The organism is Micromonospora sp. RV43, from assembly GCF_001029515.1.
Lineage (GTDB): Bacteria > Actinomycetota > Actinomycetes > Mycobacteriales > Micromonosporaceae > Micromonospora > Micromonospora aurantiaca.
This window is the reverse complement of the sequence record NZ_LEKG01000048.1, coordinates 1-21,369: the sequence shown is the minus strand read 5'-3', so window position 1 is coordinate 21,369 and position 21,369 is coordinate 1. Positions and strand designations below refer to the sequence as shown.

General features: G+C 72.6%; 25 protein-coding genes. 7 read left to right on the top strand and 18 right to left on the bottom strand.

Annotated elements, in window-relative coordinates; all coding sequences use genetic code 11:
• Nucleotides 1-8: 8 nt before the first annotated feature.
• The 4 genes from ABD52_RS14350 to ABD52_RS14335 all read right to left on the bottom strand — a co-directional run bounded on the left by ABD52_RS14350 (nt 9) and on the right by ABD52_RS14335 (nt 3,650).
• Nucleotides 9-1,268: a hypothetical protein gene (locus tag ABD52_RS14350; protein ID WP_047892133.1), complete on the bottom strand. Its 1,260-nt coding sequence runs from the start codon at nt 1,266-1,268 to the stop codon at nt 9-11.
• 432 nt (nt 1,269-1,700) lie between these two features.
• Nucleotides 1,701-2,891, bottom strand: a complete 1,191-nt coding sequence (gene mqnC / locus ABD52_RS14345; protein WP_013283595.1) for a cyclic dehypoxanthinyl futalosine synthase — start codon at nt 2,889-2,891, stop codon at nt 1,701-1,703.
• A 73-nt stretch (nt 2,892-2,964) separates the two neighbouring features.
• A complete protein-coding gene (locus tag ABD52_RS14340; RefSeq protein ID WP_030273584.1) occupies nt 2,965-3,375 on the bottom strand; it encodes a type II toxin-antitoxin system VapC family toxin in 411 nt (136 codons plus the stop codon).
• Nucleotides 3,372-3,650 carry a type II toxin-antitoxin system Phd/YefM family antitoxin gene (locus ABD52_RS14335; RefSeq protein ID WP_013283593.1) on the bottom strand — a complete coding sequence of 93 codons (279 nt, stop codon included), beginning with the start codon at nt 3,648-3,650 and terminating at the stop codon, nt 3,372-3,374. Before ABD52_RS14335 ends, ABD52_RS14340 begins: the two co-directional genes overlap by 4 nt.
• A 104-nt stretch (nt 3,651-3,754) precedes the next feature.
• Between ABD52_RS14335 and ABD52_RS14330 the strand changes: the two genes are divergently transcribed.
• Nucleotides 3,755-4,405, top strand: a complete 651-nt coding sequence (locus ABD52_RS14330; protein ID WP_235437464.1) for a hypothetical protein — start codon at nt 3,755-3,757, stop codon at nt 4,403-4,405.
• 12 nt (nt 4,406-4,417) lie between these two features.
• Here the strand turns inward: ABD52_RS14330 and paaE are convergent, their stop codons facing one another.
• From paaE to paaA, 5 genes are read right to left on the bottom strand one after another with little or no spacing between them, the layout of a single operon-like run.
• Nucleotides 4,418-5,530 (bottom strand): 1,2-phenylacetyl-CoA epoxidase subunit PaaE, encoded by a 1,113-nt coding sequence (paaE, locus tag ABD52_RS14325; protein ID WP_047892132.1) that lies wholly within the window; start codon nt 5,528-5,530, stop codon nt 4,418-4,420.
• Entirely contained in the window at nt 5,527-6,003 is a 477-nt protein-coding gene (gene paaD / locus ABD52_RS14320) for a 1,2-phenylacetyl-CoA epoxidase subunit PaaD (protein ID WP_013283590.1), read from the bottom strand. The genes paaE and paaD overlap by 4 nt, the downstream gene beginning before the upstream one ends.
• Before the next feature lie 55 nt (nt 6,004-6,058).
• Entirely contained in the window at nt 6,059-6,781 is a 723-nt protein-coding gene (gene paaC, locus ABD52_RS14315) for a 1,2-phenylacetyl-CoA epoxidase subunit PaaC (protein WP_013283589.1), read from the bottom strand.
• Nucleotides 6,778-7,065, bottom strand: a complete 288-nt coding sequence (gene paaB / locus ABD52_RS14310; protein WP_013283588.1) for a 1,2-phenylacetyl-CoA epoxidase subunit PaaB — start codon at nt 7,063-7,065, stop codon at nt 6,778-6,780. The genes paaC and paaB overlap by 4 nt, the downstream gene beginning before the upstream one ends.
• A gap of 53 nt (nt 7,066-7,118) precedes the next feature.
• Complete coding sequence (paaA, locus tag ABD52_RS14305) at nt 7,119-8,186, bottom strand: 1,2-phenylacetyl-CoA epoxidase subunit PaaA (RefSeq protein WP_047892130.1); 1,068 nt, start codon at nt 8,184-8,186, stop codon at nt 7,119-7,121.
• 359 nt (nt 8,187-8,545) lie between these two features.
• Here paaA and ABD52_RS14300 point away from each other — a divergent pair, with 359 nt between their 5' ends.
• Nucleotides 8,546-9,526, top strand: coding sequence for a hypothetical protein (locus tag ABD52_RS14300; protein WP_047892129.1), 981 nt, complete (start codon nt 8,546-8,548; stop codon nt 9,524-9,526).
• A complete protein-coding gene (locus ABD52_RS14295) occupies nt 9,526-10,461 on the top strand; it encodes a hypothetical protein (protein WP_047892128.1) in 936 nt (311 codons plus the stop codon). Before ABD52_RS14300 ends, ABD52_RS14295 begins: the two co-directional genes overlap by 1 nt.
• A gap of 67 nt (nt 10,462-10,528) precedes the next feature.
• On the opposite strand, the gene ABD52_RS14290 is transcribed toward ABD52_RS14295, so the two are convergent.
• The 5 genes from ABD52_RS14290 to ABD52_RS14270 form a co-directional block, all read right to left on the bottom strand.
• A complete protein-coding gene (locus tag ABD52_RS14290) occupies nt 10,529-11,380 on the bottom strand; it encodes a menaquinone biosynthetic enzyme MqnA/MqnD family protein (protein WP_013283584.1) in 852 nt (283 codons plus the stop codon).
• A 136-nt stretch (nt 11,381-11,516) separates the two neighbouring features.
• Nucleotides 11,517-12,773: an MFS transporter gene (locus ABD52_RS14285; RefSeq protein ID WP_047892127.1), complete on the bottom strand. Its 1,257-nt coding sequence runs from the start codon at nt 12,771-12,773 to the stop codon at nt 11,517-11,519.
• 41 nt (nt 12,774-12,814) lie between these two features.
• Entirely contained in the window at nt 12,815-13,396 is a 582-nt protein-coding gene (locus ABD52_RS14280) for a helix-turn-helix transcriptional regulator (RefSeq protein WP_013283582.1), read from the bottom strand.
• A 55-nt stretch (nt 13,397-13,451) separates the two neighbouring features.
• On the bottom strand, nt 13,452-13,772 hold the full coding sequence (locus ABD52_RS14275) for a helix-turn-helix transcriptional regulator (RefSeq protein WP_030273570.1): 321 nt from the start codon (nt 13,770-13,772) through the stop codon (nt 13,452-13,454).
• Complete coding sequence (locus tag ABD52_RS14270) at nt 13,769-14,140, bottom strand: type II toxin-antitoxin system RelE/ParE family toxin (protein WP_013473543.1); 372 nt, start codon at nt 14,138-14,140, stop codon at nt 13,769-13,771. The genes ABD52_RS14275 and ABD52_RS14270 overlap by 4 nt, the downstream gene beginning before the upstream one ends.
• Nucleotides 14,141-14,362: 222 nt before the next feature.
• Here ABD52_RS14270 and ABD52_RS14265 point away from each other — a divergent pair, with 222 nt between their 5' ends.
• The gene (locus ABD52_RS14265; protein WP_047892126.1) at nt 14,363-16,408 is read left to right on the top strand and encodes an AAA family ATPase; all 2,046 of its coding nucleotides are present in this window, start codon (nt 14,363-14,365) and stop codon (nt 16,406-16,408) included.
• Between the two features lie 81 nt (nt 16,409-16,489).
• Here ABD52_RS14265 and ABD52_RS14260 read toward each other — a convergent pair whose 3' ends face one another.
• From ABD52_RS14260 to ABD52_RS14245, 4 genes are read right to left on the bottom strand one after another with little or no spacing between them, the layout of a single operon-like run.
• Complete coding sequence (locus ABD52_RS14260; RefSeq protein WP_047892125.1) at nt 16,490-17,089, bottom strand: hypothetical protein; 600 nt, start codon at nt 17,087-17,089, stop codon at nt 16,490-16,492.
• A 4-nt stretch (nt 17,090-17,093) separates the two neighbouring features.
• Nucleotides 17,094-17,447, bottom strand: a complete 354-nt coding sequence (locus ABD52_RS14255) for a YbaB/EbfC family nucleoid-associated protein (protein WP_013283579.1) — start codon at nt 17,445-17,447, stop codon at nt 17,094-17,096.
• A 9-nt stretch (nt 17,448-17,456) separates the two neighbouring features.
• A complete protein-coding gene (locus tag ABD52_RS14250) occupies nt 17,457-18,383 on the bottom strand; it encodes a WXG100 family type VII secretion target (RefSeq protein ID WP_013283578.1) in 927 nt (308 codons plus the stop codon).
• 9 nt (nt 18,384-18,392) lie between these two features.
• Nucleotides 18,393-18,713, bottom strand: coding sequence for a type VII secretion target (locus tag ABD52_RS14245; RefSeq protein ID WP_013283577.1), 321 nt, complete (start codon nt 18,711-18,713; stop codon nt 18,393-18,395).
• A 149-nt stretch (nt 18,714-18,862) separates the two neighbouring features.
• Between ABD52_RS14245 and ABD52_RS14240 the strand changes: the two genes are divergently transcribed.
• From ABD52_RS14240 to ABD52_RS14230, 3 genes are all read left to right on the top strand, one after another.
• Nucleotides 18,863-19,750, top strand: a complete 888-nt coding sequence (locus ABD52_RS14240) for an ABC transporter ATP-binding protein (RefSeq protein ID WP_047892124.1) — start codon at nt 18,863-18,865, stop codon at nt 19,748-19,750.
• Between the two features lie 9 nt (nt 19,751-19,759).
• On the top strand, nt 19,760-20,497 hold the full coding sequence (locus ABD52_RS14235; RefSeq protein ID WP_013283575.1) for an ABC transporter permease: 738 nt from the start codon (nt 19,760-19,762) through the stop codon (nt 20,495-20,497).
• Nucleotides 20,498-20,590: 93 nt separating this feature from the next.
• Nucleotides 20,591-21,349: a VOC family protein gene (locus ABD52_RS14230; protein WP_047892123.1), complete on the top strand. Its 759-nt coding sequence runs from the start codon at nt 20,591-20,593 to the stop codon at nt 21,347-21,349.
• The last annotated feature ends 20 nt before the right edge of the window (nt 21,350-21,369 follow it).

The following is a 21,369-nucleotide window of genomic DNA, read 5'->3' as shown; positions in this document are numbered from 1 at the left end:
TTCCCCGGTCAGTCGCCGGTGCGCTCCTCGCCCGGAGCGACAAGGACCACCTTGCGGCGGCGGGACAGCATCATCAGCGCCGCGCCGGCGGCGAGCACGGCCGCGCCGACGCCGCCGATCAGGCCGACCTGCATACCGGTCACCGGCAGGCCACCGTCGCCGCTACCGCCACCCGCGCCACCACCGGCGGTCGGGGTCGGCACCGCCGTCGCGTCGCCGGTCGGCGTCGGCTGGGCGGTCGGCGTCGAGGTCGGCTGGGTGGTCGGCGTCGGGCTCGGGGTCGACTGCGGGCTCTGGTCGACGAAGACGTCGAACACCGCGCTGTTGTCACCGTCGTCGGTCTCGGCGAACGCGCGCCGCTGCGCCGAGCTGGCGGCCCGCGGCTCCTCCTCGGGCGCACCGGAGGCGGCGTCCAGGCCCGCGGCCCAGAGGATGCCGGGCCGGAGCAGCTTCTCGGTCACGTCCGCGCCGACAGTCACCCGGACGTCGGCGGTGTAGTACTGGCCGGGCTTGAGCACCGCGCCCAGGTCCTCGCAGTACGCGTTGAGGAAACCACCCAGGTTCTGCTCGACGCAGCCGTCGGGCAGCTTCGCGAAGGTGACACCGGCCGGCAGCGCGATCCCGTACTTGATGCCGGTGGCGCGCTTGCTGCCGTCGTTGAACACGGCCCAGTCCAGCGGCGCGGTCCCGCCCGGCCGGACCGGGCGCAGGCCGGACTCGTCGGCGTCGTCGCCGTCCACGCGCACGTCGGCGTACACGTCCTGCACCCAGGTCGTGAGGTCGTAGCCCGGCTCGGTGACGGTGATGTCGTGGTCGATGGTGTCCAGCACTCCGGCGCCGTTCGCCGCGCTGATCGAGACCGTGAGCGTGCCGGCCGCGCCCTTGCCGCCGGTGGAGAACAGCGGGAGACCGAAGTCCTCAGTGGTGCCGGCGGGCAGGTCACCGAGCAGGCAGGAGAAGGTGGTGCCACGGATGTCGCAGCCGGCCGGGACCAGCACGCCGACCTTGGCGTTCTTGAGGCCCTTCGTCTCGACGGTGACCCGGACGTCCTTCGCGTCGACGGTCCCCAGGGTGTTGTTCACCTGGAACTTGAACGGCTTGGCCTTCGCCTCGCTGACGCCCTTGGCGAGCTGGTAGCTGAGCGGGATGAGCTGGAGGTCGGCCTTGTCGGCGGCCTGTGCCGGGCCGGCGGCGGCGCCGAGACCGGCGGTGGAGAGCAGGGCCACGACGCCGGCGCGGGCCAGCGTGGACCGGTAGCGGAAGGTCATTGTTCCCCCGGGGGTAGGGACACGTGATCACGTACCGAACGAACGGACGGTACCGGAGCGACGCGTCGTCACGCCACCGTCCGACGGCGGGAATTCCATCGATCCCGGCAGACAGCAGGGGCGGGATGGTCACCCATCCCGCCCCTGCCGCGGTGCGTTATGTGAACGGCCCTCATGGGCCGATGGAGGACGACGGTCCGACGGACGCCGCCAGCGTAATGGCGTCGTCGGCTCACCGGGCCGTGCTCACCCGGGTCGCCGCCGACCTGTTACCTGCCTGCTCGCGGCCCGGATCGGTGGTGTCGCGCGGGCAGGCTAGCCGCCGGTGATCACGCAGGTGAAGACCCCCGGCCGAAGCTTCACCGGAAACGGGCGGAGCTCCGGCCGCACGACGGACACCGACCGGCCGAACGGCGGAACGGCGGGACCGGGTCAGTTGACCTCGACCAGCGGCAGCGACTTCCCGGCACCGCCGCCGGGCAGGGCGATCGACGAGAAGTGCGAGACGACGCGGTCGTCGCTCGGGTCGTCGGCGGGCGTGTGGTGCACCGCGAGCCGGTTGTAGAGCGTGTCCCGCTGGGCCGGGATCCGGTCGGCCGACCGGATCATGCCGATCAGCTCGTGCAGGTTGGACCGGTGCCGGGCGCCGGCCGAGGAGATGACGTTCTCCTCCAGCATGATCGAGCCGAGGTCGTCCACGCCCATGTGCAACGCGAGCTGCCCGACGTCCTTGCCGGTGGTCAGCCAGGACGCCTGGAGGTGCGGCACCGTCTCGAAGAACAGGCGGGCCACCGCGACCAGGCGCAGATATTCCAGCGTGGTCGCCTGGGTGCGGCCTTTCAGGTGGTTGTTCTCCGGCTGGTACGTCCACGGGATGAAGGCCCGGAAACCACCGGTACGGTCCTGCACGTCGCGGATCATCCGCAGGTGCTCGATGCGCTCGGCGTTCGTCTCGCCGGTGCCCATCATCATGGTGGCCGTCGACTCCAGGCCCTGCCGGTGCGCCAGCTCCATGACCTCCAGCCAGCGCGCGCCGGACTCCTTCAGCGGCGCGATCGCCTTACGCGGCCGGTCCGGCAGCATCTCGGCGCCGGCGCCGGCGATCGAGTCCAGGCCGGCGGTCTTGATCCGGGCGATGGCCTCGTCCAGGCTCACGCCGGAGACCTTCGCCATGTGCAGGATCTCGCTCGGGCCGATCGAGTGGATGGCGAGCTGCGGGTACGCCTTCTTGACCGAGGAGAACAACTCCTCGTAGTACTCGACGCCGTAGTCCGGGTGGTGCCCGCCCTGGAGCATGACCTGGGTGGCGCCCAGCTCGACCGCCTCGCCGCAGCGGCGCAGGATCTCCTCGGTCGGGTGGGTCCACCCCTCCTTGTGCTTGGGTGCCCGGTAGAACGCGCAGAACTTGCACGCCGTCACGCAGACGTTCGTGTAGTTGATGTTGCGGTCGATCAGGTACGTGACGATGTTGTCCGGGTAGCGGCGCCGCCGTACCGCGTCGGCCGCCTCGCCCAGCGCGTGGAAGGGCGCGTCGGTGTAGAGCAGCAGCGCCTCCTCGGGCGTGATCCGCCCGCCGTCCGCGCCGCGTTGCAGGATGTCGTCGATCTCCCGGTTCGCCGTCACATCCCCGAGCGTACGTCGCGGGCCCGACGGCGGGAAACGCCACTCCTCACCCGGTGACGAGAGACCCACCCGGTCAGGGCATGCCCGGACTGGCCACTGGCAGCCCGATCGCCTTGGCCGCCTCCAGCAGCCGCTTGTCGTACGTGACGAACGCGACGAACTCGGCCGCCGCCTGCCGGGCCAGGATCTCGGCGGTGGCGAGGTGAACGGCGTCCAGGCTGCGCAGCATCGGCTCCGGATACGCGCCCGCTGTCGCCCGGACCGTGGCGTCGATCTCGACCCGGTAGAGACGTCCCAGCACCGAGGGCACACCCACCAGCGCCTGTGGAGCGGCGCGACGCAACGCCCGTGGCACCTCCACCTCGACCAGGGCCGACGACACCAAGGCGGTGCCGGCGCGCTCGTTCAGCCAGCCGAGCAGATCCGCCGTCTCCGCCTCCCGCCGCAGCATCTTGATGACCGCCGCCGAGTCGAGGTAGATCACCAGCGCTCCTCGTCGCGCGCCTCGACCAGCGCGGCCGCCGCGTCCACCGTGGGATCCCCGAGCACCGGCGGCATCGGGACCGGGCCGGTCGTGGTCGGGGCCGTGGCCCGGCCCTCGGCCACCAACCGGCCGAGAAGCGCGTCACCGGCCAGCACCGGGACGAGGCGGGCGATCGGCTCACCCCGATCGGTCACCTCGACCGTCTCACCGGCGCGCACCCGCGCCAGCACCCGGCTGGTGTGCTGATTCAGCTCCCGGACGGCGATCTGCTCCATGAGGCAAGTGTAGGACGTAACGTTCTACGCGTCACGGACGGCGGTCGACCCGCAACGCCACTGCGGGAAGCGGAGCGCTGGCGCCGCCCGCCTACGCTCTCGGCGTGCCAGTCGTATCGCCGCCGCCCACCCCCGTACGCGTGGCCGGCGCCCGCTCCGCCCTCTGGTCCCTCACCATGACCGCCGTGCTCGTCGGCCTCGGCCTCGCCGTGATCGCGGTCAGCGCGGTGGTCGCCCACCTCACCGTGGGACTGCCGATCGCGGTGCCGATCTCCGTCGCCCTGGTCGGGTGCCTCGCCTTCGCGGTCGGCCTGCGCCTGCTGCACCGGGGCTGGTGGCTGACCCTCCTGTCGGTGCTGCCTGCGCTGTTCGTGCTGGTGGGCACCGTGCAGCTCGCCCCGGAGTCGGTGCTTCGGGAGCGTGGCGTCGCCCAGCAGGTGACCATCACCGACGTGCAGACCGTCGGCAAGCGGCACGAGTTCGTCCTCCAGGGCGACACCGGCCGGCTCGACGAGCCACTGGTCTACCGGGGCAGTTCCCCCGGCTATCGGGTCGGCCAGCGACTGACAGTGCTCGTCGACCCGCGGGGCGAGGTGGAACTGGCCGACGCGCGGGACGTGGACCCGGCCGGTAAGCGGGGCATGCTCGTGCTCGGCGCGGCGGGATGGACCCTGCTCGCGCTGGTCGGCGGGTGGCGCGGGCACGTCAGCCGGGCCCGTGGCCGCGCCGCCACGGCACCGCCCGTGGTGTTCTGACCGGCGGCGCCGCTAGGCGTCGTAGTCGACAGTGAGTTCGTCGGTGACCGGGCTGGACTGGCAGGTCAGCACGTAACCGGCTGCCACCTCGTCGGGCTCCAGCGCGTAGTTGCGCGCCATCGTCACCTCACCGGACGTCACCTTGGCCCGGCAGGTCGAGCACACCCCGCCCTTGCAGGCGTACGGCAACTCGCCGCGCACCCGCAGGGCCGCGTCGAGCACCCGCTCGTCCCGGCCCATCGTGAAACTGGACGAGCGCCCGTCCAGCAGGATCGTCACCTCGGTGCCGGTCCCGGGCCGGTCGGTCTCGCGCCGCACCGGCTCGGGCGGAGCGGCGACGTGGAACAGCTCGGTGTGCACCGCCGCGTCCGGCACGCCGCGACCCGCGAGCACCGCCTTGGCGTCCACCACCATGCCGTACGGGCCGCAGAGGAACCACTCCTCGATCTCGTCACCGGGTACGACGGTGTCGAGCAGCCGGGTCAGCCGGTCGGCGTCGATCCGCCCGGACAGCAGCGCCGACTCGCCCATCTCCCGGGACAGCACGTGCACCAGGTGCAGCCGGGTCGGGTAGCGGTCCTTCAGGTCGGCCAGCTCCTCGGCGAACATCACCGAGTTCGCCGTGCGGTTGCCGTACACGAGCGTGAACGTGCTGCGCGGCTCGGTCGCCAGCGCGGTCGCGGCCAGCCCGAGGACCGGGGTGATGCCGGAACCGGCGACCACCGCGCCGTACCGGCGGGCCCGGTCCGGGGTGAACGCGGAGGTGAAGTGGCCCAGCGGCGGCAGCACCTCGACGGTGTCGCCGCCGCGCAGCGCGCCGCAGGCGTACGCGGAGAACGCCCCACCCGGAACCTCACGCACCCCGACCCGCAACCGGCCGTGCCGGGCCAGCTCGTCGGGGGTGGAGCAGATCGAGTACGACCGCCGCACCTCCTCGCCGTCGCCGTCGGCCGGGCGGCGGACGGTGAGGTGCTGCCCGGCGGAGAACGCGAAGGTCTCGCGCAGCTCCTCCGGTACCGCGAACGTGATCGACACCGAGTCGTCGGTGAGCCGGTCCACGGCGGCGACGGGCAGCGGATGGAAGACCGGCCGGCGGCGCACCGGCCGGGTGATGGTGACAGTCACAGCGCCTTCAGGTGGTCGAAGGGTTCGGAACAGGAGCGGCAGCGCCACAGCGCCTTGCACGCGGTGGAGCCGAAGCGGCTGATCTGGGTGGTCTCCGGCGACCCGCAGCGCGGACAGCGTACGGCGAGGGTCAGCGGCACCACCGTGTCGTCGCCGCGCGGCGCGGGCGGGGCGATGCCGGCGGCGGCGAGCTTGGCCCGGCCGGCCTCGGAGATCCAGTCGGTGCTCCACGCCGGGTGGTAGACGGTGCGGACCTCGGCGTCCGGGTGCCCGGCGGCGGCCAGCGCCCGGCGGATGTCCTCCCGGATCACGTCCATGGCCGGGCAGCCGGTGTAGGTGGGGGTGATGGTGACGACGACCCGGCCGGTGTCCGGTTCCTCGTCGACCGCGCGCAGGATGCCCAGCTCGTCGATGGTGATGACGCGGATCTCCGGGTCCACCACCGCCGCCGCGGCCGCCCTGGCGTCGGTCACCAGCGCCACCCTCCGTTCGCGACTGCGGGGCTCCGCTCCGCTGCACTCCTCGCGCTCACCAGCTCGCTCCGGGGTGGGCGCGGTGCAGCACCTGCATCTCGGCGAGCAGGTAGGAGAGGTGCTCGGTGTGCAGGCCGTCCCGGCCGCCACCGGGCGCCCAGCCCGTCTCCGGCCGGATCAGCGTGGCCTCGTCCAGCACGGCGGACACGGTGGCGTCGAAGTCGGCCCGAAGGGTGGACGGGTCGACCGGCGCCGCCGGGTCCGGGGCGAACAGCTCGTGGACGTACGGCCACACCTGGTCGACCGCGTCCTGCATGCGCCGGTGCGACTCCTCGGTGCCGTCGCCGAGCCGCTTCACCCACAGCGAGGCGTGGTCCAGGTGGTACGCCGACTCCTTGCGCGCCTTCGCCCCGACCGCGGCCAGCCGCTCGTCAGCGCAGCCGGCCAGCGCCGTGTAGAGCGGCGACTGGTACGCGGCCAGGAAGAACAGCTTCGCCATGGTCACACCGAAGTCGCCGTTCGGCAGCTCGACCAGCAGGCAGTTGCGGAACTCGCGGTCGTCGCGCAGGTAGGCCAGGTCGTCCTCGTCGCGGCCCGCGCCCTCCAGCTCGCCCGCGTACGTGAGCAGCAGCCGCGCCGCGCCGAGCTGGTCCAGGGCGATGTTGGCGAGGGCGATGTCCTCCTCCATCTCGGGCGCGCGGGAGGTCCACTCACCGAGGCGCTGCGCAGCGATGAGCGCGTCGTCGCCGACGGCCAGCGTGAAGTCGAACAGGCTCATAGGTGCGCAGCCCCTTCGGGGACCTCGTAGAACGTCGGGTGGCGGTAGACCTTGTCGGCGGCCGGGTCGAAGAACGCGTCCTTCTCGTCCGGGCTGGACGCGGTGATCGCGCTCGCCGGCACCACCCAGATGGAGACGCCCTCCTGGCGGCGGGTGTAGAGATCCCGGGCGTTGCGCAGGGCCAGCTCGGCGTCGGGGGCGTGCAGGCTGCCGACGTGGGTGTGCGACAGGCCACGGCGGGCCCGCACGAAGACCTCCCACAGGGGAGAGGACGCGCTGTTCATGCCGTGCTGGCTGGGCATGCCCTCACGGCCCTCGCTCCGCTCGGTGCGTTCGCTCATGCCGCCACCGGTTCCTTTCTTGCCGTCCGCTTCGCGGCGTACGCCGCGGCGGCCTCCCGTACCCACGCGCCGTCGGCGTGCGCCTTGCGCCGGTGCGCCATTCGCTCCCGGTTGCACGGCCCGTTGCCCTTGATCACCCGCATCAGCTCGTCGTAGTCGGGCTGGGTGTAGTCGTACGCCTGCCGCTCGTCGTTCCAGCGCAGGTCCGGGTCGGGGAGGGTGAGGCCGAGCACCTCCGCCTGGCCGACGCACATGTCGACGAAGCGCTGGCGCAGCTCGTCGTTGGAGAAACGCTTGATCTTCCAGGCCATGGACTGGGCGCTGTGCGTCGAGTCGCCGTCCGGCGGGCCGAACATCGCAAGTGACGGGTACCACCAGCGGTCCACCGCGTCCTGGGCCATCGCCTTCTGCGCCGGGGTGCCGTGCGCCAGCGTGTGCAGGATCTCGTAGCCCTGCCGCTGGTGGAACGACTCCTCCTTGCAGACCCGGATCATCGCCCGGGCGTACGGGCCGTAGGAGCAGCGGCACAGCGGCACCTGGTTGACGATCGCCGCGCCGTCCACGAGCCAGCCGATCGCACCCACGTCGGCCCAGGTCAGGGTCGGGTAGTTGAAGATCGAGCTGTACTTCTGCCGGCCGTCGAGCAGCAGATCCACCAGCTCGTCGCGGCTGATCCCGAGCGTCTCGGCGGCCGCGTAGAGGTAGAGGCCGTGACCGGCCTCGTCCTGCACCTTGGCCAGCAGGATCGCCTTGCGCTTGAGCGAGGGCGCCCGGCTGATCCAGTTGCCCTCCGGCTGCATACCGATGATCTCGGAGTGGGCGTGCTGGGCGATCTGCCGGATCAGCGTCCTGCGGTACGCCTCGGGCATCCAGTCGCGGGGTTCGATCTTCTGGTCCGCGTTGATGACGTCGGCGAAGTACGCCTCGACGTCCTCGTCCGGGGCCGGACCTCCGCGCCGGGCGCGCGCCGCCGCCTCGCGCAGCGCCGCCTCCGCCGCCTCCACCTCGCCGAGCAGGCCGCCGCCCGGAGCGTCCTCCGGCGGGGCGAAGTCGTTGCCATACATGCAGCCAGTGTTACAGCTCGCCACGAATGACACCAGAGGGTGTAACAGGTTTCGAGGGCCACCTCGCGTCACCGGACATGCGCACGCCGCCATCGGCCCTGGTAGCTGTGATGTCGATCACTGTGAATCGCAGAAATCCCCCAAGAGCGGCAAAGCAGCTCAATATCCCGCCCACCCGGCAAAGTCACGGGTGTCGAGACCTGGCATCCGCGCTGTCCGGAAGTAGACTTCCGACCGGCAAACCGTTCGGCTTCATGATCGTCACCGTTCAGGCCACCGTCCCCCGGCCTAGTGGCGACCGGGCCGAACCCATGCGGAAGCGCCGGTCCCCCCGGCCAGACATCTGGAGCTCACCACTCATGCGACCTCGCGTGACCTTGGTGCTCGCCATCGTGGCGGTCCTCATCGGCGGCGTCATGCTGGTGCCGGCCGCGTACGCGAAGCTCTCCGGCGGAGACGGCGCGGGCGGCCTCGGCGGCGGCGAGCAGGTCCCGGCGCCGGCACCGACCGCGCCGGCGCCCCCGACGCTCGCCGACGCCCCGGTGTCGGTGAACTTCAAGGGTGAGTTCTTCTCCTGGGCCCTGATGGACCGCGAGACCGGCACTGTCACCGGCGCGAAGAACATGAACCAGACCAGCTCCACCGAGTCGATGCTCAAGGCCTGGATCATCGCGGACTACCTTCGCCAGCTCGGCGACAAGCAGCCGAGCGCCGGGCTCAAGAAGGCGGCGATCCTGGCGATCCGGGACAGCGACGACGACGGCGCGAACGCGGTGTACCGGGCGGCGGGCGGTTCCTACAAGCCCCAGCCGGGCGGCCGGCCCGACCCGGTCATCGCGCGGGCGATCCAGATCTGCGGCCTGACCGACACCAGGCCCGGTAGCGTGCCCGACTACAAGGGCTGGTGGAGCTTCACCGAGATGTCCCCCCGGGACGCGGCCCGCCTCGGCGACTGCATCGCCGACGGCCGCGCCGCCGGCCCCAAGTGGACCAAGTGGCTGCTCAGCGAGATGACCAAGGTGGCCGGCAGCGTCAGCAAGCAGGGCGCGCGGTCCGGCGGCGGCCGGTGGGGCATCATCGACGGCCTGCCGGCGACGATCAAGTCGCAGGGCCCGGTGCACATGAAGAACGGCTGGACGCAGCTCGCCTACGACGGCAACTGGCACGTCAGCTGCCTGGCGTTCACCGACAAGTGGAGTCTCTCCGTGATGATGCGGTACCCGGGCAGCTCCGGTCTGCCGTACGGTGCGAAGGTGTGCGCCGCCGTCGCCACCCAGCTCGTGGCGCCGCAGCCCGGCGCCGCGCTCAAGGTGCCGCAACAGCCGGTCGGGAAGCTCTGATGGCCGGTGCCCGGCGTCGGCCCGGCAGCTACCGGCGCCCGCTCGCGTTCGGCGCCCTGGCTGCGGCCCTCGTCGGCCTGCTCGGCCTCTCCCTGCGTGTGATCCCCGGCTCCCCGCTGGAGGCCACCGCGAACTCGCATCCCGAGCCGACGAGCGAACGGTCCACGCAGCAGTCCGTCGACCGCAACGCGCCGCGTGTCGCCCCCTCACCGTCGATCGCCCCGCTGCCGTTCCAGGCGAAGAACCTGGACAGCCTCAAGATCAAGGGCTGGTACGCCTGGTCCGTCCTGGACAAGCGCACCGGGAAGATCATCGGCTCGGCGAACATGGGCGAGACGAGCACCACCGCGTCCCTGATCAAGTCCTGGGTGGTGGCCGACTACCTGCGCCTGAGCGCCGCGGAAGGCCGGACGCCGAGCGACGCGAAGCTGGCCGACGCCACGAAGATCATCCGGGACAGCGACAACACCCGGGCGCAGGAGTTCTACGAGAACGTCGGCGGCTCGGACTCGATCGAGCGGCTGATCTCGATCTGCAGGCTGACCGACAGCGAGGTCGCCTCCGACGGCGGCTGGAGCCGCACCGAGCTGTCCCCTCGGGACACCGCGCGCCTCGGTCTCTGCATCGACGACGGCCGGGCGGCCGGGCCGAAGTGGACCAAGTGGCTGCTCAACGAGATGCGCCAGGTACGCGCTCCCGGCGACTTCGGCATCCGCAAGGCGTTCCCGGCGGCCCAGCAGAAGAAGATCGCCATCAAGAACGGGTGGATCGACCGGGACAAGGAAGAGGAGTACCACGTCAACTGCCTGGCCATCGGCGACACCTGGACGATGGGCGTGATGCTGCGCACCCCGTTCGGCGTCGAAGGCGGCTGGGAGTACGGCATGGACGCCTGCGAACGGATCACCAAGGCGCTGCTGCGCCCGGCGACCTGACCCAGGCACGCCCGGCCTGACTCCGCGCGGCCGGCCCTCGCGCGGCCCGCGCGGTCAGCCCTCGCGGTCAGCCCTGGAAGAACTCCGGGCCGCCGGCCGGCAGCGCCGGCACCTCCCCGTGCGCGGCCGCCCGGCGGGCGAACTCGCGCAGCCCGGCCACCTGCCGCTCGCCCAGCGAGAAGTCGAGCGCCCGGAAGTACGTGGCGAGCGTGGCCGCGTCGAACGTCTCCCAGCGGGCCGCCGCCTCCGCCACCTGGTCCAGCTCGGCCAGGCACAGGTCGCGCGAGCGCAGGAACGCCTCGTGCACCTCCTTGACCAGGCCCGGGTGGGCGGCGGCGAACTCGCGGCGTACCGCCCAGACGGCGAACACCATCGGCAGGCCGGTCCAGTCGTGCCACGCCTGCCCCAGGTCGGTCACCTCGAGACCCTTGGCCGGCGCCTCGTAGAGCGCGCGCAGCGCCACGTCGCCGATGAGCACTCCGGCGTCGGCCTCCAGCAGCATCTGGGTCAGGTCCGGCGGGCAGCGGAAGTACTCCGGGCGCACGCCGTGCCGCTCGGCGAGCAGCAGCTGGGCCAGCAGCACCCCGGTACGCGAGGTGGAGCCGAGCGCCACCCGGGCGCCGTCCAGCTCGCCCAGCGGGCGGGTGGACACCACGTTCACCGAGAGCACCGGCCCGTCGCTGCCGACCGCCAGGTCGGGCAGGAGCAGCAGGTCGTCGGCGTGCTTGAGGAACTCCACCAGCGTGATCGGGCCGATGTCCAGGTCACCGGCCACCAGGTCGGCGCTCAGCCGGTCCGGCGAGTCCTTGTGCAGGTCGACGTCGATCAGCGCGCCGGACCGCATCAGCCCCCAGTAGATGGGCAGGCAGTTGAGGAACTGGATGTGCCCCACCCGGGGGCGGGCGATGCGGTCGGCCATGACCCGACCGTATCGCCGTGGCTTCCGCCGCGCCGCCGGGGGATCCGATCGAGTGGTGAACTCCGCACCCGGCGGGAAGGAAGGGCCCCTTGTTAACGCCTCCGGTAGAGGAAGGGCCCCTTCTTAACACCAGCGGTCAGACGGACTTCGCCGCCACGGAGACGGCGGCAGGCGTGGCCGTACGGGCGGCGGCGCGCTCGGCGCGTACCGCGCGGCGGACCGGCCCGAGCAGCGCCACCACGACCAGCAGGCCGGCCACGCCGCAGCCGGCGATCAGGACGCGCGGGCCGGCCACCTCCAGCAGCAGGCCCCCGACCAGGTAGCCGCCCATCGCCGCCCCCTGCGCCGCCGCTCCGAAGACCGCGAACGCCCGGCCCCGGGACGCCTCGGGCACCCGCCGTGCCAGCAGCAACTGGTCGAAGACGTTGTTGCCACCGTTTGCCACGCCGCCCGCCAGCCAGATGGGCACGAGCAGCCAGGCCGAGGGCACCGCGGCCGAGACGAGCACCGCCAGGCAGCAGCCGCCGAGCAGCACCAGCCCGGCCCCGAGCAGCGCGCCGTCGTCGGCGAGCCGGCGGGCGACCCGGGCGAACAGCCACGCGCCGAGCACGATGCCGAGCGTCCAGGAGCCGGTGACCAGGCCGTACACGGTGGTGCTGCTGCCGAGCGTCTCCCGGATGAAGAAGACCTCGATCACGTTCACCGCGCCGACCGCGCCAATCACGGCGGCCACGCTGCCGACCATCACCGTCAGCAGCGGGTCGCGGCGCAGCCGCCACGCGGGCGCGACCGCCGCGGCGACCGCGGCCGGCGTCCGGCGCCCTCCCCTGCGGGTACGGATGAGCAGCCCGGCCGCCACCAGCGCGAGGTAGCTGAACGCGTCGACGAGCAGCGGCACCCGGGTGCCGAACTGCCCGACGAGCAGCCCGGCCAGCGCCGGACCGGCGAGCGCGCCGAGCGTCCCGGCGGTCTGGTTGAGCGCGCCCGCCCGGGGCAGGTCCTCGGGCCGGACCATCACCGGCACCAGCGCGGCGATCGCCGGCTGGGTGACCGCGAGCCCGGTCGCGAGCAGCGCCACGAGTGCGATCACCAGCACCGGATCCCGCGCGTACGCGAGGGCCAGGCAGACCGCGGCCTGCGCGAGACCGGCGGCGACGAGCAGCAGCCGGCTGTCCACCCGGTCGGCGAGCCGGCCGGTCAGCGGCGCGAGCACCACGAGCGGCAACGTCGCGGCGAGCAGCAGCCCGGAGACGGCGAGTCCGCCGGCGCCGGCGGACTGGAGGGCGAGCGTGAGCGTGGCGGCGGCGAGGAAGTCCCCGCAACTGGAGATGCCGCGCGCGGTGGCCGCGAGCCAGACGTCCGGCCAGCGCGACTCGTCAGTTGTGAAGGACATACTTCGAAAGTAATCCTTCACAACTGACGCGCGCAACCCCCTCAGTCGACGGGCATCGCCCGGTACTGCGTCGCCACCGGCCGGGCCCCGGCCGGCGGATCGGTCCGGGTCCGCCGCCGGTACGGCTCCATCAGCGCCTGGATCGCCTGGTTCAGCTCGGTCAGCTCCTCGGCGGTCATGAGCAGCATGCTGTCGCTGAACCAGGTCGCCGCGTACCACTCCGGCGACTCGTCCGGCGCGCGGCGCAACCAGTCCCGTACCCGCTGGGCGTCGCGGACCATGTGCGCCTCGACCAGGGCCGCCTCGGCGGCACGCGCCTCCGGGTCGGCGTCCGGCCCCACCTCGACGTGGTACGACGGATTCACCGCCTGCCAGAGCCGCTCCCGGGCGTCACCCCGCCCGGGTGCCTGCTGGACCAGCCCGAACTTCGCCAGCTCGCGCAGGTGATAGCTGGTGGCGCTCGGCGAGAGGCCGGCGATCTCGGCGCACTCGGTGGCCGTCGCACCGCCCTCCAGCGTGCCGAGATGTTCCATGATCGCCATGCGGGCCGGGTGAGCGAGTGCCCGCATCACCTGCGGATCACTGATCGTCACCCGGCTCCGGCCGGGAAGCGCCTCGGTCATGCCTCAATGATCCCGCGTCGGCGGACGCCGGGATCCAGCGGTGGAACCATCGGATTCAGGCGACCTTGAGCTGCTCGTCGCCGAAGTCGGCGATCAACTTGAGGGTGCCGCCGAGCGCACCGATGTAGCGCGCGAGCACCTCCTGGGTCGCGACGTTGCCCGCCTCGATCTGCGAGACCCGGGCGACCGAGACACCCATCCTCGACGCCACCTGCTCCTGCGTCATCTCCCGCCGCTTGCGCAGCTCGGCGAGCCGCCACCCACGCGCCTGATCGAGCATCTCCCCGACCTCGGCCTCGAACGCGCGCGGGCCGCCGGCAGTGTCGATCGCCCGGTCCAGGTGGGTGGTGTCACGCCAGCGCTTGACGCCGCTCATCGGTTCTCCTCCTGCCGTTCCTTCAGGTACGTGTCGTACAGCTGCTCCGCCTCCGGTATGGCTTCGCGGTACCACCGTGTCCACTGCCCGGACTTGTCGCCGGCGACCAGCAGCACCGCTGAGCGCCATGGATCGAAGACGAACAGGATCCTGATCTCGGTGCGCCCCGCCGACGGCGGTCGCAGCTCCTTGAGGTTGCTCAGACGCGAGGCGGTGATGCTGTCGACGAGAGGTCGCCCCTCGGCGGGCCCGTTGCGTTCCAGCACCAGGATGGCCTGGTTGACGAGGCGATGGGAGTCGCGGTCGAGGACGTAGAGCTGATCGAGGAACTCCTCCACCTGCCCTGTCATCAGGATCTCCCACTCCATCCCCCACCTCCGGACTTAATAATATTATTAAGGTGGAGGCCGGGTCGAGCGAAACGCCAGCCATCCCGAAAATCGTTGGCGTGACCGGCCGGTGCTCCCGTAGCGTGGAGGACCGCCTGACGGCCGCGGTGAGCATGCACCGCAGCGGACGTCCCCGCGCCGGGAGCAGGCCAACCGCCCCGGACACGCGAGCGAGCCTCAGTTGAGCCATCGGAGTTCATCGTGCCCGCAACCGACCTTGACGCCACACCGAGCCTCGACGCCGAACTGGCCGCCGAGCGTGCCCACCTCGACGCCTCCCGCGCCGCGCTGACCCGGATGCGGGAACGCGCCGAGGCGCTCTTCTCCACCGGCGACAAGGTGGCCGGAGACTCGTACACAGCCGAGCAGCTCGGCCGGCACATGGCCCGGCGGGTCAAGGAGCTGGCCGACGACCCGACCACCCCGCTGTTCTTCGGCCGCCTGGACTTCGGCGGCGACGACCCGGACCACGCCGGGCGGGAGTACCACGTCGGGCGGCGGCACGTCACCGACGAGCTGGGCGAACCGCTGGTGCTGGACTGGCGGGCCCCGGTCTCCCGGTCCTTCTACCGGGCGAGCGCGCGCGACCCGCAGGGTGTCGCCGTACGCCGCCGGTTCGGGTTCAGCGCCGGGACGCTGACCAGCTTCGAGGACGAGCACCTGGACCGGGGCGAGGAACTCGGCACCGCCAGCCGCATCCTCACCGCCGAGATCGAGCGTCCCCGCGTCGGCCCGATGCGCGACATCGTCGCCACCATCCAGCCGGAGCAGGACGAGCTGGTCCGGGCTGACCTGGCCGACTCGATCTGCGTGCAGGGCGCACCGGGCACCGGGAAGACGGCGGTCGGGCTGCACCGCGCCGCGTACCTGCTCTATCTGCACCGGGAACGGCTGCGCCGCTCGGGTGTGCTGATCGTCGGGCCGAACCGGGCGTTCCTGTCGTACATCGCTGCGGTGCTGCCCGCGCTCGGTGAGGTCGAGGTCGAGCAGGCCACAGTGGAGGACCTGGTCGCGCGGGTGCCGGTCCGCGCGGTCGACGACCCGGCCGCCGCCGCGCTCAAGCACGACGTCCGGATGGCCGAGGTGCTGCGCCGGGCCGTCGAGGCCCACATCGGTACGCCGACCGAGCCGATCATGGTGTCGGACGGCTCGTACCGGTGGCGGATCGGGCTGGACCCGCTGCACCGGCTGGTCACCGAGACCCGCGGGGAAGGGCTGCCCTACGCCACCGGCCGGGAGCGGGTCCGGGCGCGGGTGGTGGGGCTGCTGCAACGCCAGGCGGAGGCGCGCCGGGCGGAGTCACCGAGCGACGCCTGGCTGCGCCGGATGAGCCGGATCAAGCCGGTCACCGACCTGCTCGACGCGGTCTGGCCGGCGCTCACCCCGGACGGGCTGGTGCACCGGCTGCGCACCGACGCCGACGCGCTCGCCGCCGCTGCGGACGGCCTGCTCACGCCCGAGGAGCAGGAGCTGTTCCGCTCCGGCAAGATCAGCCGCACCGCGAAGGCGACCCGGTGGACCGCCGCCGACGCGGTACTCATCGACGAGGTGGCCGGGCTGCTAGAACGGCCCGCCGGCTTCGGGCACGTGGTGGTCGACGAGGCGCAGGACCTCTCCCCGATGCAGTGCCGGGCCATCGCCCGGCGCAGCGAGCACGGCTCGATCACGCTGCTCGGCGACCTGGCCCAGGGCACCGCGCCGTGGGCGGCCACCGACTGGCGGGACTCCCTGGCCCACCTGGGCAAGCCGGACGCGGCAGTGGTGCCGCTGAGCGTGGGCTTCCGGGTGCCCGCCGCCGTGGTGGCGTTCGCGAACCGGCTGCTGCCGGCGCTCGCCGTCGACGTACCCCCGGCCCGGTCGCTGCGCAACGACGGCGCGCTCGATGTGCGTACCGCCGAGGACCTGACGGCCGCGACGGTGGCCGAGGTGCGGGCGGCGCTCGCGCACGACGGCTCGGTCGGTGTGATCGCCGCCGACGACGCGGTCGACCGGCTCCGCGCGGCGCTCGCCGACGCGGGCGTCGAGACCGCAACCGCCGACGACGTCGAGGCCGCGGCGCGCGTCACTGTGGTCCCGGCGACGCTGGTCAAGGGCCTGGAGTACGACCACGTGGTGGTCGTCGAGCCGGCGGCGATCGTGGCCGCCGAGCCGCGTGGGCTGCACCGCCTCTACGTGGTGCTGACCCGGGCGGTCTCCCGCCTGGCCGTGCTGCACCGCGAGCCGCTGCCCGCGCCGCTGACGGCCTGACGAGGAGGCCCGGCCGCGCGGACGTGGACGGCCGACCGCGGTCCTCGACGGCCCGCCGCAGGCCCGGCGGGGCGGGTCCGGTCAGGCGGACAGCGCGGCGGCGACCTCGCGCAGCGGGCGGCCGGACTCGGCGATCGGCACGGTGAACGACAACCAGGAGCCGTCGGTGAAGTCGATCCGCAGCCGCTTCGGGTTGAGCCGGTGCCAGCCCACCCGCGCGGAGGCGATCTCGCCGCGCGCGGCCGACCACGCCACGGCGGTCTCGGTCAGAGCGCGTTCCTCGGCCTCGCGCCCGGCGAGCAGCTTGACCCCGCCGGTGCGGCAGACCAGCAAACGCCGCTCGGTGACCGCGAGCAGCGTCTCCCGGACCTGGAGGTCGGGCCGGGGCGGGCGGAGCGCGCGATGTAGGCGGGAGGCGGCGGTGCCGGGGGCGCCGCGTCCGGCGATCCCCCAGCCGATCGCGTCGACCAGGCGGTCGCCGCGGTCCCAGGTGGCCAGTGGCAGCAGCACGTTGAGCAGCACCGAGCCGATCGTCCGCCGGCTCGGCTCGGCAGTGGACTCCGGCTCGGGCGGCGGCGCCGGAGCGAGCCCCTGGCCGACGTCGGCCTTGGCGTGGGCCAGGACACGCTCGCCCGGCTCGACGAGCAGGCCGATCCGGTCGCGGTATCTGGTCTCGTCCATCGGCTCAGTATCGGTCGTGGCCGTAGCCGTCGTCGGCGGGGCGCTCCGCACCCGGCGCGTTGCCCATCACCTCGCCGACGATCTCGCGTACGCGGGCGGCGGCGGCCTCCTGCGCCCGGTTCGCCGCCGAGGTGATCTCCTCGGCGAGCGTGTACGAGTCGAAGCGCATGGCCCGCGCGTTGATGTCGGTAGAGAGGATCTTGCCGTCGGCCGCGGCCACGACAGTGACCAGGCCGGAGTCGCTCACCCCCTCGGCGCTGCTCTGCTCCAGCTCGGCCATCCGCGCGCCGAGTTCGCGCTGCCACCCGTCCAGGTTGCGGGCCAGCGCCTCGATCCGGTCCAGGGCCGGGAACGTCATTGCTGCCTCTCAGTTCACGATCGAGTCGAACACGTTCTGCACGCCGTTGGTGTACGGGCCGAGATCCTCGCGGTACGTGCCGTCCACCAGGTAGTTGCGGTCCTTGCGCCCGTCGGAGACGTCGTGCAGGCCCATCCCGGTGTCGAGCAGGGCACCACCGATGCCCGGGATGTTCACCGGGGACGCCTGGTTGATGGCGAACTTGCCGGGGAAGAGGATCGCAGCGCGTTTGATCTTGAACGCGAACGCCTCCCTGGTGTAGCCGGACTTGTTCCACGCCCGGTACGCCTTCTTGGCCTGCCGCAGCTCCAGCACCACCCGGCGGTAGCGCATGAGAAGCTCGGCGACCTTCTCCAGCTTGGTGACCAGCTTGGTGAGGATCTCCGCGAACCGGGCCACGATCTTGACCATGCGGCCGACGGTGGTGGCCAGCCGGGCCAGCACGCGCACCACAGTGGCCGCCAGTGTCACACCGGCGCTCAGCACGGCCGCCACGGCGGCGATGATGACCTCGGTCAGGAACCAGAGCAGGAACTCCAGAATCAGCTCGACCAGCAGGTTGAAGGCGTCCACAGCGGCGTTCGCCGCGTCGACCAGCACCTCCTTGGTGCCGTCCAGCCCTTTCGCCAGCTCCTCGATCGCCTCCTCGACCGACTCCATCGAGGCGTGGAACTTGTCCGCCGCGTCGCCGTCCCAGGCGCCGCGCAGCCGGGCCCGGTCGGCGACCTGGTCCCCGGCGATCCGCCGAACCGCCTCCCCGGTTGTCAGCGCGAGCTGGGCCGCCCGCATCAGATCGTCCGGCTCACCGGCGACCAGTTCCAGGAGCTGCTCGAACGGCCACAGCACCGCGTTCGACAGCGGCTTGAACGGGTCGGGCGTGCCCGACACGATCTGCTCGAAGTAGGTCTTGTTGCGCTGCAGCGCCTCGGTGCTCATCCCGCCCCCTCACACGCCCGGCTTGAACATGTCGGTGTTCGCCACGTCCGTGCCGGTGTAGGCCTCTGCGGTGTCGTCGAGCCCTTCGGCGATGTCGGCCATCACCTCGGCGCCGTCCGCCAGCCCTTCCAGGCACGCCTCGAACTGCTGCTCGTACGCGGCGGCGAGGCTGAACGACGCGGGCATGACGCCGAAGGAGTGCCGGGCCACGTGGCCGTCGCGGAACGCCCGCTCCAGCTCACGGAACCGGCCGGCCCGGTCCCGGGAGGCGGCGGCGAACGACCTCAGCGCCTCCGGCTGGACGTCGAGATTCCTGCTCGGACTGGTCACGGACCCTCCCCAGTGTCCGGTCGGAACTTCCACCGTCGTCGACGGCGCCACCAGACTAGGGGATGCGAGCACCCGGTCAGGGGACAGCGCGGCTGGCGGGCGCACGGTAGACAGGGGAGGCACAGCCCTTCCGCCCGAGGAGATCGCCGATGATCCTGGCCCAGGCCGAACAGGTCAGCCGCCGCTACGGCGACGTGCTGGCGCTGGACCGGGTCGACCTGACCGTCCGGGCCGGCGAGCTGGTCGGCCTGCTCGGGCCGAACGGCGCCGGCAAGAGCACGCTGATCAACCTGCTGGTCGGGCTGCGCCGCCCCACCGCCGGCCGGGTCGAGCTGTGCGGCGGCGACCCGCGCGACCCGGCGAGCCGGCGGCAGCTCGGGGTCACCCCGCAGGAGACCGGCCTGCCCGGCACGCTGCGGGTCGGCGAGGTGGTCGACTTCGTCTCCGCGCACTTCCCCGACCCGGTGCCGCGAGGCGAGCTGCTCGACCGGTTCGGCCTCGCCGACCAGGTCCGCCGGCAGACCGGCGGCCTCTCCGGCGGGCAGCGTCGCCGGCTCGCCGTGGCGCTGGCGTTCGTCGGCCGTCCCCGGCTGGTGGTGCTCGACGAGCCGACCACCGGCCTCGACGTGGAGGCACGGCACGCGCTCTGGGACGCGATCCGCGGCTTCCACGCCGACGGCGGCACCGTGCTGCTGAGCAGCCACTACCTGGAGGAGGTGGAGGCGCTCGCGCAGCGGGTGGTGGTGATCGGCCACGGGCGGGTGCTCGCCGACGACTCGGTGGCGGCGATCCGCGGGATCGTCGGTGTACGCCGGGTCAGCCTGGTCGCCGACGACCTGCCGGCGCTGCCGGGCGTGGTCACCACCGAACGCGCCGACGGGCGGGTGCACCTGCTCACCACCGACGCCGACCAGCTCGTCCGCGGCCTGGTCACCTCCGGGGTGCCGTTCCACGATCTGGAGGTCCGGCCCACCTCGCTGGAGGAGGCGTTCCTCGCCATCACGGCCGACGACCGGCCCGCGCCCACCCCTGCCTAGGAGACCGCCGTGCCGCTCGCCCTGATCCACGCCCGCTACCACCTGTTGGAGATCATCCGGGTGCCGGTGGCGGTGGTGGGCAGCGCGTTCTTCCCCGCCGCCTCGATGCTCTTCTTCGTGGTGCCGTTCGCCGGCGACGACCCGGTCGGCGCCACCTACGCCACCGCCGCCATGGTGACCTTCGCGGTGATGACCGCCAACATCTTCCAGTACGGCGTAGGCGTCTCCGAGGACCGCGACCAGCCCTGGAACCCGTACACCCGGACCCTGCCGACCGGACCGGCGCCGCGGCTGGCCGGGCGGATCCTGGCCGGGGTGGTCCTGACCTACGTCTCGATGATCCCGGTGGTGGTGATCGCGGCGGTCGCCACCGACGCCCGGGTCAGCGCGGTGCAGTTCCTGCTCGGCCTGGGCGCGGTCGCCGTGGTCTCGGTGCCGTTCACGCTGCTCGGCCTGGCGATCGGCTACTCGCTGCCGAGCAAGGCCGCGATCGTGGTGGCGCAGGTGATCTTCTTCCCGCTCGCGTTCGGCGGTGGCCTGCTCTCCGGGCCGGACGACGCGCCCGGCTTCATCAAGGCGATCGCGCCCTACCTGCCGACCCGGGGCGCCGTGGAACTGATCTGGGCGGCGGTCACCGACTTCCGGCCGGACACCCGGGCGCTGGTGATGCTCGTGGTCTGGGTGCTGGTGCTCGCCGCGCTCGCCGGCTGGGCGTACCGGCGGGACGAGGGACGCCGCTTCAGCTGACCTTTTGTCCGGTTCCGGCCCGGTGGCCGACCCGGCGGTGCCACGATGCCGACAGGGCGGGCGAGCGGGCCGCCCCCGGCGAGAGGGGTCACCGTGAACGGCGTCGAGCCCGGCACGCCCTGCTGGACGGACCTGGCCACGCCCGGTCTGGACGACGCCCGACGGTTCTACCCCGAGCTGTTCGGCTGGACCGGAGAGATCTCCCCCGAACCGGAGGCCGGCGGCTACACCGTCTTCCGCAAGGACGGCAAGGCGGTCGCCGGGGCCGGGCCACCCGGTACGCCGGACCAGGTGCCGGTCTGGTCCACGTACGTGGCGACCGACGACGCCGATCTGGTCGCGACCCGGGTGGAGGCGGCCGGCGGGCAGGTGGTCGTATCCCCGTTCGACGTCGCGCAGCAGGGCCGCATGGCGGTGCTCGCCGACCCGGCCGGCGCGGTGTTCAGCGTGTGGCAGCCGATGGCGATGCGCGGGGCCGAGCTGTACAACGCGCCGGGCGCGATGTGCTGGAACGATCTGGTCACCCCCGACCCGGAGGGTGCGAAGGAGTTCTACGCGCTGGTCTTCGGCTGGCATCCGGAGGAGCGCCCGGCCGGACCGGTCGCGTACACCGGGTGGCGCTGCGGCGCCCGGATCGTCGCCGGGATGCTGCCCCGGGCCGAGCCGATGCCGGAGGACCTGCCCGCGTACTGGGCGGTGTACTTCGCGGTGGAGGACGCCGACGCCACCGCCGCCCGGGCCGCCGAGCTGGGCGGCACCATCCTCGTCCCGCCGCGCGACAACCCGGCCGGACGCAGCGCCGCCCTGCGCGACCCCGACGGCGCCCTGTTCTCCGTCTCCACCCTGCGCTGACCCCACCCCCGCGCCCGCAC